At 43.9% G+C, this 15,708-nt stretch carries 12 protein-coding genes and 1 pseudogene; 6 read left to right on the top strand and 7 right to left on the bottom strand.

Features of this window, described 5'->3' with window-relative positions; translation table 11 throughout:
• Both MHO32_RS17745 and tal read right to left on the bottom strand, forming a co-directional pair.
• Nucleotides 1-333 (bottom strand): annotated as a pseudogene (locus tag MHO32_RS17745) (transketolase); the annotation flags it as partial.
• A gap of 125 nt (nt 334-458) precedes the next feature.
• The gene (gene tal, locus MHO32_RS17740; RefSeq protein ID WP_005425862.1) at nt 459-1,409 is read right to left on the bottom strand and encodes a transaldolase; all 951 of its coding nucleotides are present in this window, start codon (nt 1,407-1,409) and stop codon (nt 459-461) included.
• Nucleotides 1,410-1,874: 465 nt separating this feature from the next.
• Between tal and MHO32_RS17735 the strand changes: the two genes are divergently transcribed.
• Both MHO32_RS17735 and MHO32_RS17730 read left to right on the top strand, forming a co-directional pair.
• Complete coding sequence (locus MHO32_RS17735) at nt 1,875-2,876, top strand: sugar-binding transcriptional regulator (protein ID WP_005452372.1); 1,002 nt, start codon at nt 1,875-1,877, stop codon at nt 2,874-2,876.
• Nucleotides 2,877-3,002: 126 nt separating this feature from the next.
• Nucleotides 3,003-4,298, top strand: a complete 1,296-nt coding sequence (locus MHO32_RS17730; RefSeq protein ID WP_009697289.1) for a glycoside hydrolase family 18 protein — start codon at nt 3,003-3,005, stop codon at nt 4,296-4,298.
• A 41-nt stretch (nt 4,299-4,339) separates the two neighbouring features.
• Here the strand turns inward: MHO32_RS17730 and MHO32_RS17725 are convergent, their stop codons facing one another.
• From MHO32_RS17725 to MHO32_RS17710, 5 genes are all read right to left on the bottom strand, one after another.
• A complete protein-coding gene (locus tag MHO32_RS17725; RefSeq protein WP_239213274.1) occupies nt 4,340-6,631 on the bottom strand; it encodes a bifunctional diguanylate cyclase/phosphodiesterase in 2,292 nt (763 codons plus the stop codon).
• A gap of 21 nt (nt 6,632-6,652) precedes the next feature.
• Entirely contained in the window at nt 6,653-7,483 is an 831-nt protein-coding gene (locus tag MHO32_RS17720; RefSeq protein WP_017190754.1) for a sulfurtransferase, read from the bottom strand.
• A 54-nt stretch (nt 7,484-7,537) separates the two neighbouring features.
• Entirely contained in the window at nt 7,538-7,837 is a 300-nt protein-coding gene (locus tag MHO32_RS25845) for a hypothetical protein (RefSeq protein ID WP_336246163.1), read from the bottom strand.
• A 123-nt stretch (nt 7,838-7,960) separates the two neighbouring features.
• Nucleotides 7,961-8,407: a hypothetical protein gene (locus MHO32_RS17715; RefSeq protein ID WP_239213272.1), complete on the bottom strand. Its 447-nt coding sequence runs from the start codon at nt 8,405-8,407 to the stop codon at nt 7,961-7,963.
• Nucleotides 8,408-8,419: 12 nt separating this feature from the next.
• A complete protein-coding gene (locus MHO32_RS17710) occupies nt 8,420-10,525 on the bottom strand; it encodes an LruC domain-containing protein (protein WP_033007705.1) in 2,106 nt (701 codons plus the stop codon).
• A gap of 636 nt (nt 10,526-11,161) precedes the next feature.
• Between MHO32_RS17710 and luxC the strand changes: the two genes are divergently transcribed.
• From luxC to luxB, 4 genes are read left to right on the top strand one after another with little or no spacing between them, the layout of a single operon-like run.
• On the top strand, nt 11,162-12,595 hold the full coding sequence (gene luxC / locus MHO32_RS17705) for a long-chain-fatty-acyl-CoA reductase LuxC (RefSeq protein ID WP_239213270.1): 1,434 nt from the start codon (nt 11,162-11,164) through the stop codon (nt 12,593-12,595).
• Nucleotides 12,596-12,610: 15 nt separating this feature from the next.
• The gene (locus tag MHO32_RS17700; protein WP_050933762.1) at nt 12,611-13,528 is read left to right on the top strand and encodes an acyl transferase; all 918 of its coding nucleotides are present in this window, start codon (nt 12,611-12,613) and stop codon (nt 13,526-13,528) included.
• Between the two features lie 34 nt (nt 13,529-13,562).
• Nucleotides 13,563-14,630, top strand: a complete 1,068-nt coding sequence (gene luxA, locus MHO32_RS17695; RefSeq protein ID WP_010991819.1) for a luciferase subunit alpha — start codon at nt 13,563-13,565, stop codon at nt 14,628-14,630.
• 26 nt (nt 14,631-14,656) lie between these two features.
• The gene (gene luxB, locus MHO32_RS17690) at nt 14,657-15,631 is read left to right on the top strand and encodes a luciferase subunit beta (RefSeq protein WP_010991820.1); all 975 of its coding nucleotides are present in this window, start codon (nt 14,657-14,659) and stop codon (nt 15,629-15,631) included.
• The last annotated feature ends 77 nt before the right edge of the window (nt 15,632-15,708 follow it).

Here is a 15,708-nt window from a genome sequence, read left to right as displayed (position 1 = left end):
TGTAGTCTCGATACCAGGTGCGTAGCCGTACTCTGGGTGACCAGGAGTCTTAGAGTGAAGCTGACGGAAGTTCTTAAGATCGTCGATAGATAGCTCGTAGCCTGCAAGGTGCAGTAGAGAATAGATAAGCATAGAGCCGTGACCGTTAGACAGTACGAAACGGTCACGGTCAGCCCACTCTGGGTTTGATGGGTTGTGGTTTAGGTGAGAGCGCCAAAGAACTTCAGCGATGTCAGCCATACCCATAGGTGCGCCTGGGTGGCCAGAGTTAGCTTGTTGAACACCGTCCATGCTTAGTGCACGGATTGCATTTGCAAGGTATTTACGATCCATAGTAGTTACTTCTCGATATTTGATTTAAATAGAGGGAACTCGTCGGAACAAGTTCAAATAGAATTTTTTGAATAAAGCGCTGATGCTAAAAGCGAGTAGGCTGGCTACTCGCTTTTGGTAAGCAATTAAAGCTTAGCTGCGATCATGTCTTCTAGTTTGCCTTGGTCAACCGCGAAGTTACGGATACCTTCAGCTACTTTCTCAACAGCCATTGCGTCTAGGTTGTGCTCCCATAGGAACTCAGCGTGAGACATTGGAGCTGGACGCTCCTTAGAACCTTTAGAATCAACTAGCTTCTCTACAACTTCGCCTTCAGCAGCTTCTAGCTCAGCAAGAAGAGCAGGAGCGATAGTTAGACGGTCACAGCCAGCAAGTTCTAGGATCTCGCCGATGTTACGGAAGCTTGCGCCCATAACAACCGTGTTGTAACCGTAGTCTTTGTAGTAGTTGTAGATGTCTGTTACTGAGATTACACCTGGATCTTCTGAAGCTTCGAAGTCACGACCTTCTTTCGCTTTGTACCAGTCCATGATGCGACCAACGAATGGCGAGATTAGGAATACACCTGCTTCAGCACATGCACGAGCTTGTGCGAAAGAGAATAGAAGCGTTAGGTTACAGTTGATGCCTTCTTTTTCAAGGATCTCTGCAGCGCGAATACCTTCCCAAGTAGAAGCCAGTTTGATTAGGATACGGTCGTTAGTGATGCCTGCGTCGTTGTACATTTTTACAAGTTGACGCGCTTTAGCAACACTGCCTTCTGTGTCGTAAGAAAGACGAGCATCTACTTCTGTAGAGATACGACCAGGAATAGTTTTTAGGATCTCTTTACCGATGTTTACTGCAAGCATGTCACAAGTGTCTTGTACTTGTTGTGCTTTGTCGTTGCTTTGTGCTTTTGCGTATTCGATAGAAGCGTCGATTAGAGGTGCGTACTCTTCGATTTGAGCCGCTTTTAGGATAAGAGATGGGTTCGTTGTTGCATCTTCAGGTTGGTACTTTTTGATTGCGTCAATTTCACCAGTGTCCGCTACTACAGTTGTTAGTTTACGAAGTTGCTCTAACTTGTTGCTCATAATCGATCATCCTATATAAATGGGCTTAAGTGTGGTTTTGAGTACCACAGCTTGTGCATTTGCAAGCGTGTCGGCTAATCGTCTCATCATAATTAACGAGACATCTGCTCAGCCAACTACGGAAAATTTCGGTACCGAACATTTGCTTTGAACATTTGATCGGTAGCTGAGTAAATGATGAATCCATATTTATCCTATCCATGCTGAAAGTCAATCGTCGAAACCGACTTTAAGTGAAGTTCATCAACGTTTTTTTGCTGTGTGTTCAGAGCGTGACCCAAATAAACGTTTGCCCTTATTGTTCAAGGCTTGAGCAGCAGTGAGATTAATAAAAAGACATAGTGAGAAAATGTCATTGCAGTGAGCAAATGTCGCAGTAAAATTGGTAGGTAACATATGCTAAGTCAATGAGCAGATGCTCACTAATGCATACAATGTCGATCCTCTAAAAGGGCGAGAAAAATCATGAGCAGTTCTAACCAAGATATTTCTATTGAAAGTACAGACTTGTTGACGGAGATCTCCGTTGCTTATTATCAAGATGGTGCGACACAAGAAGAGATATCGAAAAAATTTTCCATATCACGTGCCAAAGTTGGGCGAATGCTGAAACAGGCTCGTGACGAAGGCATTGTTGAGATTACCGTAAAATATCACCCTGTGTTCAGTGCCAAGATAGAGCAGCGCCTCATCGAGCGCTTTGGTGTGAAGCGAGCACTGGTTGCTTTGGACCAACCTAATGAAGAAGCGCAACGCCTGCAAGTTTCTGGTTTAGTCTCTAATTACCTGACGAGTACTCTTAAGAACGGCATGGTGGTGACAGTAGGGCAAGGGCGTAACGTATCTTCTGTGGCTCACCACATTGGTGTTATTACGCCGCGCGATTGTAAGTTTGTGTGCGGTATCGGCGGGATTCACCCTCGTGGCGGTATGTTCAACGCCGACCATATATGCCGACAATTTGCCAAGAAATACGGCGGCACATCGGAAACCCTATACGCGCCTGCCTATGCTGAAAACCGCGAGCAGAAGGTCGCCTTTATGCAAAATGCCACGGTTAAGCAAACTTTGGACTTGGCGCGCAAAGCGGATGTAGCTCTTGTTGGTATCGGTGATATGAGTGAAAACAGCTACATGGTTGACCTTGGTTGGTTCACTCCAGATGAAGTGGTTCAATCTCGCTTGATGCAAGGTGTCGTAGGGGACTTTGCCGGTTATGACTTCTTTGACATTCACGGCAACGTAGCAAATACGGTGATGAGTGACCGTGTCATAGGCTTGGGTATTGAAGAATTTAGACCTATTGCAGAAGTGATTGCGATTGCAGCTGAAAACAGTAAGCCATTGGCGCTACTTGGAGCGTTAAGAACCGGAGCCATTGATGTGATTGCAACCAGCGTAAGTAACGCACTGACGGTTCTTAACTTGGATGAGCAGATGCACGGCAACAGTGCATCAGAGGTTTAGCACAGATAATATGCAAACTATGTAATCAGGTGATGAGGATTTATAAATGACTCGCAACCTGATTTCGTTTCCAAGTTAAAAATAATCCTCAGGAGTAATTTGTAGTTAATTACTCTGGAGGAAACGATGAAAAAGACACTTCTCGCAGCTGCTTTATTTACGGGGTTAACGGGCATAGCGCACGCCGAGCAAAAAGTCGTCGCAGGCTATTTTGCTGACTGGCAGTATGCAAACGCAGACAACCCTTATACGGTTAAAGATATTCCGGCTGATAACCTGACTCATATTATCTACGCGTTTTTGAGCATGTGTGGCCCTCACACTGGTGCCTCAGAAACCGTACAAAAACTGGTCGCAAAACAGTGTGAAGGTAAAGAGCCGTATACCGCGATTCTGGTTGATACCGAGGCGGCACTTGAAAAAGACTTTGGTCCGGTCTCTGTCGGCGTTCCATATAAAGGGCACTTCGCTCAATTAGCCGAACTTAAGAAGCAACACCCTGATCTGAAAATTCTCCCTTCTTTTGGCGGTTGGACCATGTCTGAACCTTTCCACGCGATGGCAAAAAACCAGCAAGCGATGGATCAGTTCTCTAAAACAGCAGTCGAGCTGGTTGCTCAATACGATTTCTTTGATGGTATTGACTTGGATTGGGAGTATCCAGGAGGTGGCGGCTTGACTACGTCTCCTTGGAACCCAGATACCAAGCTGACGGATGAGCAAAAAGCACAAGAGCGTGATGCCTTCACTTACCTAGTTAAGACTATGCGTGGTGATTTAGACGCGTTAGCGAAAAAGACCAAGCGCGAGTACGAGCTTTCAACAGCAGTGGGTGTTGGTCCAAAAGCCGCGGGCATTGATTGGAAAGCGGCGCAGCCCTACTTAACCAATATGTTTGCCATGACGTATGACTTCCTTGGTGGTTGGGGACAACAAACAGGGCACACAACAAACTTGCATGCCACCGACCGCAGTTGGTGGGGCATGGGCGCTGACGTGTTCATTAATCAAATGATTGAGCTGGGTATTCCTAGTGAGAAGTTGGTGATTGGTGCCGCGTTTTATGGTCGCGGTTGGCAAGGAACCAAAGATTTCTCCGGTGGTTTACCAACTCAAGATTTATTGTCAGAGAAAGGCGCGCAGTTTGGTACTGGTGAGAATGGCTACTTCATGTTTTGGGACCTTATGAAGAACTACAGCGCAAAACAAGGTTACGAATATAAGTACGATGAACAATCTCAAGCCCCTTATTTATGGAACCCTGAGAAAAAAGTGTTCATTTCATTCGAAGATCAACGCTCTATCAAAGCCAAAGCGGATTGGGCAAAGCAAACGAATCTTGGTGGCATCTTTACGTGGGAGCTATCAGGTGATCCGAAAGGCGAGCTTGTTGAAGTGATGTATAAGGAAATGCAGAATTAATCTGTAAAACGTCACATTATTGTTTGTTCTTAAAGCCGTCGTTATTCTGCGACGGCTTTTTCATTTTGGTTTTGCTCAGAGAATTCGATTAATTGTTTGAAAGGTAATGGCTTAGAGTAGAAATATCCTTGAATCAAGTCACAGCCACACGCGGCTAACTGATCACGTTGCTGACGAGTCTCTACGCCTTCCGCGAGAACTTTCATGCCAAAGTTCTTACCAATCGCAATGATGTTTTGCACCATGTTAAGTGCTTTTTCATCATCTTCGATATTATCAATAAAGCTCTTGTCAATTTTGACTTCATCAATCGGAAGTGCTCTTAGCATCGAGAGGGAAGAGTACCCGGTACCGAAATCGTCGAGAGAGATTTTAAAACCGAGCGCATGCAAGCGCTCACAAATAGGTGCGAACTTATCGAGGTCTTCAATGAATAAGTTCTCAGTGATTTCAAGCGTGATTCGGTGTTGATCGACTTTGTATTTGTCTATTAACGCCACTAAGTCGTCAATGAAGTTTATTTGAATAAACTGTTTTACCGAGATATTAATCGACATCTGAATTGGCTGCGCTGCCATTTCCGTAAGGCGAGCCATGTCGATCAAGCTTTTCTCGATAATCAACTCCCCCAATCTCACCATCAGACCTGAACTTTCCGCTACTGGGATAAACTCATTGGGTGGGACGAACCCAAGCTCTTCATCTTGCCAACGCACCAAGGCTTCAACACCATAAATTTTGCCATTAACGTTCAATTGCGGTTGATAAACTAAGAATAGATTTTGTCGTTCTATCGCTAACCTTAAACGTTGTTCCATCTTCATCTTGTGAAGGTGTTTTGCCTGCATTTGTTGGTCAAAAATACTGTATGCATTGCGCTCTTTTTTTGCTTGATACATAGCGATATCTGCAGAACGAAGCAAGGCATCTAAGTTTTGACCGTGAGAAGGGTAAAGAGCAATACCGACGCTGCAACTCAACAGAAATTGGTTTTCTTGAACTAAGTAGGGTTCGGATAGGTAATTGATCAGCTCTTTTGCCAACGATCTCACCGTACCTTCGTCGGTTTGGTTAACAAGCAGTATAAACTCGTCACTTGCTTCTCGAACGATCAGACGACCATCACAACCAAAGGTCTTTAAGCGTTGTGCGATCAGCTTCAATACCTCATCCCCAAATTCGTGACCATGGGTGTCATTCACGGATTTAAAGTTATCGATGTCGATAAACATCAGGCTAAATGGCGTGGCTGAGCCATTCACCCATTGTCCAATATGTGCACGCAGATATTCTCGATTTGGGAGTAGCGTGAGGTGGTCATGATGCGCTTGATATAAGAGCTTTCGTCGGGTACCCAATTCATTATTCGCAATGGAACGAACCAGCGCATAGAACCCACCTTGAATAAATAGGAACACGAGCGAGTATAGTGCGAACTGATCGAAAAAACCGCTCTGGATATACCGAAGATCCGTCGAAGACGATGCCCAAAGTTTATAATCTGGTAGGTATTTCAATGTGACCAGTTGATTAATTCTTGGGTCATCAGCAACAATGTTTACTGCGCTTGCAAGTGTTCTGACTGTATCTCGGCTCCATCCATACTTGTTTTCGATCTGTTCGAAAACGATAGCCTTGGTATGCCCGTCAGCAGGATGGCTGTAACTGTTGAGGTTTGCTTGTTCAGCCGAAGTAAAGGTTAGATAACCATCTTCACGATTTAATGACACTCGATTGTGTTCATTTGCGTGAACGTCGCTTCGAAAAACCAAAGAGGAGTTCATGTTGAAACCCGCCGTCATCACCGCGAGAACCTTACCATTTTTATCTCGAATAGCTTTTCGGATGGGGATAACAAGAGAGTCGAGCGCAGGCATAAAGTAAGTTCTACCAACCACCATGTGATCAGACTGTAGTGCGGCTTCAAACGTTCCTCTTGTTTGAGGATCTTGCTTCAAGTTACGCAGTTTTTGTAGGTCCAGATTCGAGCTTATCGCTAAATAATCGCCTTGTGGGTTTGTAAGACCAAATGCGGCGATCGCTGGGTGGATATCCATCAGCTCATCCAGAAGAGGTCGCATTTGCAATGAGGCGGTTCGAGTAAAGTCGTTCTGTTCAATCAATTGGTGACCGACAACTTCCAGTAAGGTTTCTTGTCCTTTAAACAGTGACTGTACAGATGAAGCAAACAGCTCTAATTGCAAGAGCTGCTTGTCTTTGTATTTATCGAGTATGGATTGATAATGATAATGACCAAACAGAGAGAACAAACCGACACTGATGGTAAAAAGTGTCAGATATAGCGTCCAAATGTTCTTCTTTAAGCCGATCATATCGTATTACTGCTCCTGATATTAATGCTCGATTGGTAGGGTTTCATCGGCACCCCACTCAGTCCAAGAGCCGTCATAGACTGATAAATTCTGCAGACCAATTTGATAGGCGGCGAGCAACAAAATGCACGCGGTCACACCGGAACCACAGCTAAAAATGATTGAACTATCACTGTCTAATGTTAATCGGCTAAATATCTGTTGCAACTCGGAATTTGGCTTAATGTGACCGTCCGTTAAGAGTTCTTGAAACGGCAAGCAAACTGAATTAGGAATGTGTCCACTGCGTAACCCTTCTCTTGGCTCAGGAACTTCACCTAGGAAGCGGGCTTTAGCTCTAGCATCGACAATATTTGCACTGCAGTTATTAGAATGGGTTAACACGGTATGCGCGCTTAAGAATGCATCTGGGTTTAGTTTACCTGTGAAGTTGCCAATCTCTGTTGGTTGAGACAAGGTATCGACAATGGGTAGTCCTGCTTCAACCCAAGCCGGAAGCCCCCCATTTAGAATGCATACGTTGTGATGACCCATCGCTCTGAACATCCACCAAGCTCTTGGTGCGGCAAGAGTGCCGGAATTGTCATACACCACAATCACATCTTCGTTATTTAACCCAAGTTGTTGAGCACTGCTATTAAAGCCTTGCTCTGTTGGCATCATGTGAGGCAGGTTGGAGTTAGGTAGGCAAAAGTCGTTGTCGTAGTCAAAGCGCAAAGTGTTAGGTATCCATTTATCTTTGATCTTTTTGCCTTCTGATGGGATTTGAAAAGCAATGCTGGCATCTAAGAGTTTGACATTGGGTTGGCTGATGAGCTCTTTGAGTTCATCTGTTGTGATCAGTGCTTGCATCGTCTTTAGTTTCCTCACAGTAGTATGGAATGTTTTGGCGTGAACAGCTTAAGCTCATTCGCAGTTTATAAACGTGAGCGGTTGCTCGAAGAGAGAATCAGTCGCTTGGCTAAATGTGACAATAGCACCTTCTGAACACTGAACATTTGTGGGTACTGCGACTCGTTTGAGCCCCAAAACTTCAGATTCTACTGTTAAGTAACGTCTTTGACCGTCCAGTGATTGCGTTAAGGTGTTCGATATAACTTCCGCTGTAATTAACTGTTTTTCTTCTGAGGACGTTAGCCATAGAGCCAAATACAACAGAACAATGGCACTAACAAAAGCCAAGATGTAGGTTTTGGGGTTGTCCAACGTATTTTTCCCGCCGCATTAATAATCTTACTGTTTTACAACAAAAAAATCGCATGTTCAAAAGAACGATGCGATTTTTAAGTGTGAGTTGTTTTCTATCTTCACGTTTTCAGTTTGTTTTGGCTAAAGAATCCAATTGCTATCACCTGAAGAAATCACTTTTTGTATTGGGTCCGAGCCATCATAAAACCAGATTTCTACTAGAAGATTCCCTTGGCTGTCTGAGACGTTGAAGTCAAAGTTTGCGGTTCCGTTATTCAGAGGTACAGAGACCACTTTGCTCGGGTATCTTGCGTCATATTTCCCAGAACCACTCTCTTTGAAATCTTTGTAAACGCTTAGGTGTGCACGCTGTGAAGAGAAACCGCTGATATCCACATTTAATGAGCCTTGTATTACAGGGTCGTAGTTAAAGCCATCGGGCACTTCAAGATCTTGCATTGTAGGATCTTCATCTGGCACTGCAGTCTGTGTCGGTGGAGGGGGGGCACTCGTACCGCCTCCACCACCACCGCCGCCGCCACATGCTGTTAAAGCTAATCCCATGATGATTGTAATTAAAGTTCTCATAATGTTCTCTCCCTATGGAATGTAGCACTTGTTTGGTGTTGGAGCGGTATGCCAATCTGTACCTAGCTCGCCAGCAGATTCAGCCCATGTTTTGAACTGAGGATAAGCCTCAACCATATCGATACGTTCAAGTGGCCAATCCCAATCCTCAACGATTAATAGTGCCCAAGGTAGGTTGTTCGCAGTTTTAAAGTACACACCTTGTGAAGGGTTACTTGCGTCCACACCAACACCGAAGAGGTTTTGGTCATCAAATTGCTCTGTTGGCGCTTGGTCGGCTAAGTGAACTTCCCACTTACGTCCTGGTTGGAAAGTAATGCCGTCACCATGGTAAGTTCCTGGAGTCGCGAAGATGAACGGGTCGTAAGGCATCGCTTGTATGGATGAACGGTCAGAGCCTTCAGTAAAGTAGACGTTTAGAGTAAAGGTGAGAGACACGCTGTCGTCGCACCCAGCTTCTGTTCTAAAGAAGTTACAACCGCTCGAGGCATGTTGGCTCAAGTCTTCACTAATGATGAATATTGCTTCGTCAGAAATGCTTTCTAGCCCGTTGGACGCCTGCTCAATGCCATTAAAAGAGAGTGTTGTGAGACCATTTTCAATCGCGCTTCTCGAGATGCCCGGTAAGCGGATGGCGAACCCATTTTTGTAGTCTGCACCGTACGCAGCCAAGTCACCAGTGATTTGGATGTTCTCTACATGACCATCTAAGCTGGTTTCCGTGATTTGGAAAGTCACGACAACGTCATTCATGTCGTAGTCTGCTGTGTAGGGCCAGTTATCTTCATAAGCAACGGTGGCGAAGCTTTCTGCACTTGGGAAGTATTCAACAGAATACCCATTTCCCGTGATCGCAATAGGGTAATCTTCGACCTCACCAGATGTCGAACCACCGTCGTAATTCAACCCAGTTTGTTGGCTGAAGCGGAATCGACTCCAACTCGAACCTTCTGTTGCCGCAGTAGAAACAACGAATGGCAGTGGATTATTTCCGGCTGAAAGCAGTTCATCGGTAAAGACCTGTTCGCCTTCATCATCAAAGTCACCATCGCGGTTCCAGTCAAACCACGCAGACAGATAACCAGAAGTGGAGGCGGTGACATTCACAATGGAGCTTAAGCCAGGATCAAGCGCGGATACAAAACCAACACCATCCTCATCTGCTGTGCCCACGGAGTTATCATTTGCTTGACCGTCAGCGTCACCATCTGGGGCGACAGAACCAAGCCAAGTTACGTCGTCGACTTCGTGACGAGGTCCGTTAGAAGCTAGAGTTGTACTGTAACTATCGGGTGCATCGCCAAAATCGATAGGATCGTCTTCATCAATAACAGGTGCATTTGCACAACGTGCACCATCATTCTGACTTGAGCTTGGTCCGTTTGAGACAAACTCAACTGCCGGAACAATCCCTGCTGCAATGTTAGCGGCGTTTTCTGAAGACAAGTTGATACGATAGATCTTACCGTCTTGGTTACGTGATACATAATAGTTGCCGTTTACATCGAAATAACCAGCGCCGAATGTGCCTGTTTCGCCAGTATCACCGATTGCAGTTGCATTGCCATTTGATGGATTGAACTGGTATAGGACACCAGAGTTGTTGTCGATACCATAAAGAGAACCGTCACCGGGATGGAACGCAAAGTCGGTAAGGTTGACAGTCGCCGTCGAGCTAATCTTTACGATGTTTAATGTTGCGTTTGGATCCGAGTCTAGTGGGGAGAGATCAATGGAGAATAGACCTTTCCCTTTACGGTACAAATAGTAAACGTGATTGTAGACGTCACCCACAAAGAAGGTGTGATCGGTAGGTAGACCGGAAACGTTCAGTGTTTCTGCTTGAAAGTCTTTCCCTAATCGAACTATCTTTTTGTTCGTAGTGTCGTAGCCATAAATGTAACGGTCAGTGAAGTCAAAGCCCACGCCGTTAATACCCGAAGCTAAACCCGTGTCGTCCTCTAAAAGAGTAGTAGAACCTGTAACCAAATTGACGCCATAGATTTGAACTGGGGTTGATTGAAACAGGTATGCTTTGCTTGGGCAGGTGTCGAACGGCGTGGCTTGTGCATATGCACTTGCCATTAAAGTCCCAAGTAACAGTGATGTCCTTTTCATAATTCGCCCTCTCATTGGTTCGTGATATATGCAATGAAAGGAATGTGCCAACTGATAATGCCCTTAATATCAATACTTTAGATGTAAGTTTTTTATTTTTTTTAATATGAATCTCAAAATGACAATCGCTTTAAGCGGGTAAATCCGAGTTCAAAACCTGCGCTTTGCAAAGAGTTCCGCACGTACACTGTCACACATCTAACTCGTACACTCGCCAATAGGAAGTACCCCATTAGTGATTTCTCATGAAGTTCATACTTTTTCACCGAAAGTACTACTTTGGCTGAGAGGGTATTATTGAGGAATTACAGTTAAATCTAGTAGTAACAACTACTTAAACATCATTACTTATTTATAGTGTTACAAATAACATTAATAATTTATGCAATATTTATGAGTATGATTCCGCTAGTGTTTAATAGCGCTGATAAAATCAAAAACTAAAGTGTTTGAAGTTTAGTTATTTGTTAAGTGTTACGACTAATTATAGATAAGAAGAACTATAATTAAATTAAGTGATAATAGTTCTCGTTACTTTGATCTGTTTAATGTATTTGGTTAAAAGTTTTTAATTAACTTTAAAAAAATGATCCAAGGAATTAGTGTTTTCCAAAATTTAAAAGAGAAGCTCTTGATATGGAAAAACACTTACCTTTAATAGTAAATGGACAAATTATTTCTACTGAAGAAAATCGATTTGAGATCAGTTTTGAAGAGAAAAAAGTTAAGATTGATTCCTTTAATAATGTTCATTTAACCCAGATGGTGAATCATGATTATTTAAATGATCTAAATATTAATAACATCATCAATTTTCTTTATACAACGGGGCAGCGTTGGAAGAGCGAAGAATATTCAAGAAGAAGGGCATATATTCGGTCTCTTATTACTTATTTGGGGTATTCACCACAAATGGCGAAACTAGAAGCAAATTGGATTGCAATGATCCTTTGCTCTAAGAGTGCGCTCTACGACATTATTGATACCGAGCTTGGCTCAACGCATATACAAGATGAATGGCTACCGCAGGGTGAGTGTTATGTGAGGGCTTTTCCTAAAGGACGCACGATGCATTTGCTTGCGGGGAATGTTCCTCTCTCCGGTGTGACCTCAATACTACGAGGCATACTGACGAGAAATCAATGTATTGTGAGAATGTCAGCATCGGATCCTTTTACTGCCCACGCGCTAGCGATGAGCTTTATTGACGTCGATCCGAATCATCCAATTTCTCGTTCCATCTCCGTATTGTATTGGCCTCATGCATCGGATACGACACTCGCTGAAGAGTTACTCAGTCATATGGATGCAGTGGTTGCTTGGGGGGGGCGGGATGCCATTGATTGGGCGGTTAAGCATTCTCCTTCACATATCGATGTTTTGAAGTTTGGTCCAAAGAAGAGTTTTACCGTGTTAGACCATCCAGCCGATCTAGAAGAAGCCGCCTCGGGTGTTGCCCATGATATTTGCTTTTATGACCAAAATGCCTGCTTTTCTACTCAGAATATTTACTTTTCTGGAGATAAGTATGAAGAATTTAAATTAAAACTTGTTGAAAAACTGAATCTCTATCAAGAAGTTTTACCAAAATCAAAACAAAGTTTTGATGATGAAGCTTTATTTTCTATGACTCGTCTTGAGTGTCAATTTTCTGGTTTGAAAGTTATATCAGAACCGGAAAATAACTGGATGATCATCGAGTCAGAGCCCGGGGTTGAATATAACCATCCATTAAGTCGTTGCGTTTATGTCCACAAAATAAATAAGGTTGATGATGTTGTTCAATATATAGAAAAACATCAAACACAAACGATTTCTTTTTATCCATGGGAATCTTCCAAGAAATATCGAGATGCATTCGCCGTAAAAGGGGTAGAAAGAATCGTTGAATCTGGGATGAATAATATATTTAGAGCTGGTGGCGCACATGATGCAATGCGCCCTCTTCAACGTTTAGTTCGATTTGTTTCTCATGAAAGACCATATAACTTCACCACTAAGGATGTATCTGTCGAAATAGAGCAAACCCGCTTTCTTGAAGAAGATAAATTCTTGGTTTTCGTCCCTTAAATAAGGAAAATTACAATGAATAATCAATGCAAGACTATTGCACACGTGTTGCCCGTGAACAATGGTCAGGAACTTCACGTCTGGGAAACGCCCCCAAAAGAAAATGTGCCTTCTAAAAATAACACCATTTTAATTGCTTCTGGTTTTGCCAGAAGAATGGATCACTTTGCTGGGTTGGCCGAGTATCTATCTGAAAATGGTTTCCATGTGTTCCGTTACGATTCTCTTCATCATGTGGGGCTCAGCTCGGGTTCGATTGATGAATTCACCATGACGACGGGCAAAAATAGTTTGTGCACTGTTTATCACTGGCTGCAGACCAAGGGCACACAAAACATTGGCTTGATTGCGGCAAGTCTCTCAGCTCGTGTCGCCTATGAAGTTATCTCTGATCTGGAGCTGTCTTTTCTGATTACTGCGGTTGGTGTGGTGAACTTGCGTGACACACTAGAAAAAGCGCTTGGTTTTGATTACCTCAGTTTGCCTATCGATGAGCTACCAAACGATCTTGATTTTGAAGGTCATAAGCTTGGTTCTGAAGTGTTCGTTCGCGACTGCTTCGAGCATCACTGGGATACCTTAGATTCTACTCTCGACAAAGTAGCCAATACCTCGGTTCCTTTAATCGCCTTTACCGCTAACAACGATGATTGGGTTAAGCAAGAAGAAGTCTATGACATGTTAGCGCATATCCGCACTGGGCATTGCAAGCTCTACTCCTTGCTTGGTAGCTCTCATGACTTGGGCGAAAACTTGGTCGTGTTACGTAACTTTTACCAATCCGTCACCAAAGCCGCCATCGCAATGGATGGAGGCAGCTTAGAAATCGACGTCGACTTTATCGAGCCTGATTTTGAACAACTCACCATCGCGACTGTGAATGAACGTCGCTTGAAAGCGGAAATTGAAAGCCGTACGCCAGAAATGGCTTAGGTCTTATCATAATACCAACAAATAAGGAAATGTTATGAAATTTGGAAACTTCCTTCTCACTTATCAGCCACCTGAGCTATCTCAGACCGAAGTGATGAAGCGATTGGTTAATCTGGGCAAAGCGTCTGAAGGTTGTGGCTTCGACACCGTTTGGTTGCTAGAGCACCACTTCACTGAATTTGGGTTGTTAGGGAATCCTTATGTTGCTGCCGCACACCTATTAGGTGCGACAGAAACGCTCAACGTTGGCACTGCAGCTATCGTATTGCCGACTGCCCATCCGGTTCGACAAGCAGAAGACGTAAACCTACTGGATCAAATGTCAAAAGGACGATTCCGTTTTGGTATTTGTCGCGGTTTGTACGATAAAGATTTTCGTGTCTTTGGTACAGACATGGATAACAGCCGAGCCTTAATGGACTGTTGGTATGACTTGATGAAAGAAGGCTTCAATGAAGGCTATATCGCGGCGGATAACGAACATATTAAGTTCCCGAAAATCCAACTGAATCCATCGGCTTACACACAAGGTGGTGCTCCTGTTTATGTCGTCGCGGAGTCAGCATCAACGACAGAATGGGCTGCAGAGCGTGGCCTACCAATGATTCTAAGCTGGATCATCAACACTCACGAGAAGAAAGCGCAGCTTGATCTTTACAACGAAGTCGCGACTGAACATGGCTACGATGTGACTAAGATTGACCACTGTTTGTCTTACATCACCTCCGTCGATCATGACTCAAATAGAGCCAAAGATATTTGCCGCAACTTCTTGGGCCATTGGTACGACTCATACGTGAATGCCACCAAGATTTTTGACGACTCTGACCAAACAAAAGGTTACGACTTCAATAAAGGTCAATGGCGTGATTTTGTGTTGAAAGGCCACAAAGACACCAATCGCCGAATTGATTACAGCTACGAAATCAACCCAGTAGGGACGCCTGAAGAGTGTATCGCGATTATCCAGCAAGATATCGATGCGACGGGTATTGACAATATTTGTTGTGGTTTTGAAGCAAACGGTTCTGAAGAAGAAATTATCGCATCTATGAAGCTATTCCAGTCTGATGTGATGCCATATCTCAAAGAAAAACAGTAATTAATATTTTCTAAAAGGAAAGAGACATGAAATTTGGATTATTCTTCCTCAATTTTATGAATTCAAAGCGTTCTTCTGATCAAGTCATCGAAGAAATGTTAGATACCGCACATTACGTAGATCAGTTGAAGTTTGACACGTTGGCTGTTTACGAAAACCATTTCTCGAACAATGGCGTGGTTGGTGCCCCACTAACAGTGGCTGGTTTTTTACTTGGTATGACAAAGAACGCCAAAGTGGCTTCGTTGAATCACGTCATTACCACGCATCATCCAGTACGTGTGGCGGAAGAAGCGTGTCTACTTGACCAAATGAGTGAAGGCCGTTTTGCCTTTGGCTTTAGTGATTGTGAAAAGAGTGCAGATATGCGCTTCTTTAATCGACCAACGGATTCTCAGTTTCAGTTGTTCAGTGAGTGTCACAAGATCATCAATGATGCATTCACTACTGGGTACTGCCATCCAAACAATGATTTTTATAGTTTTCCTAAAATCTCCGTTAACCCACACGCGTTCACTGAAGGCGGTCCTGCGCAATTTGTGAATGCGACGAGCAAAGAAGTGGTTGAATGGGCGGCTAAGTTAGGGCTTCCACTCGTGTTTAGATGGGACGACTCAAACGCTCAAAGAAAAGAATACGCCGGTTTGTACCACGAAGTTGCTCAGGCACATGGTGTCGATGTTAGTCAGGTTCGACACAAGCTGACGCTGCTGGTCAACCAAAATGTAGATGGTGAAGCAGCAAGGGCAGAAGCTCGCGTGTATTTGGAAGAGTTTGTCCGTGAATCTTACTCAAATACCGACTTTGAGCAAAAAATGGGAGAGCTGTTGTCAGAAAATGCCATCGGTACTTATGAAGAAAGTACTCAGGCAGCGCGAGTTGCGATTGAGTGTTGTGGTGCCGCGGACCTATTGATGTCTTTTGAGTCGATGGAAGATAAAGCGCAGCAAAGAGCGGTTATCGATGTGGTAAACGCCAACATCGTCAAATACCACTCGTAACGTTTAACTGATGCTGAAGGGGCAGCGATGCCCCTTATATCACCATTCTTTTCGCGCGATAGCGCTAACTAATAGAG

Origin of the sequence: Vibrio sp. MMH1-50 (assembly GCF_022347645.1) — a bacterium.
In the GTDB taxonomy this organism is placed as follows: domain Bacteria; phylum Pseudomonadota; class Gammaproteobacteria; order Enterobacterales; family Vibrionaceae; genus Vibrio; species Vibrio harveyi.
This window is presented reverse-complemented; position numbering and strand designations above follow the sequence as displayed.

Bases quoted from the DNA above. Each gene is read 5' to 3' on its own strand.
- tal (WP_005425862.1), bottom strand. From the start codon at position 1,409: ATGAGCAACAAGTTAGAGCAACTTCGTAAACTAACAACTGTAGTAGCG.
- MHO32_RS17735 (WP_005452372.1), top strand. From the start codon at position 1,875: ATGAGCAGTTCTAACCAAGATATTTCTATTGAAAGTACAGACTTGTTG.
- MHO32_RS17730 (WP_009697289.1), top strand. From the start codon at position 3,003: ATGAAAAAGACACTTCTCGCAGCTGCTTTATTTACGGGGTTAACGGGC.
- MHO32_RS17725 (WP_239213274.1), bottom strand. From the start codon at position 6,631: ATGATCGGCTTAAAGAAGAACATTTGGACGCTATATCTGACACTTTTT.
- MHO32_RS17720 (WP_017190754.1), bottom strand. From the start codon at position 7,483: ATGCAAGCACTGATCACAACAGATGAACTCAAAGAGCTCATCAGCCAA.
- MHO32_RS17715 (WP_239213272.1), bottom strand. From the start codon at position 8,407: ATGAGAACTTTAATTACAATCATCATGGGATTAGCTTTAACAGCATGT.
- MHO32_RS17710 (WP_033007705.1), bottom strand. From the start codon at position 10,525: ATGAAAAGGACATCACTGTTACTTGGGACTTTAATGGCAAGTGCATAT.
- luxC (WP_239213270.1), top strand. From the start codon at position 11,162: ATGGAAAAACACTTACCTTTAATAGTAAATGGACAAATTATTTCTACT.
- MHO32_RS17700 (WP_050933762.1), top strand. From the start codon at position 12,611: ATGAATAATCAATGCAAGACTATTGCACACGTGTTGCCCGTGAACAAT.
- luxA (WP_010991819.1), top strand. From the start codon at position 13,563: ATGAAATTTGGAAACTTCCTTCTCACTTATCAGCCACCTGAGCTATCT.
- luxB (WP_010991820.1), top strand. From the start codon at position 14,657: ATGAAATTTGGATTATTCTTCCTCAATTTTATGAATTCAAAGCGTTCT.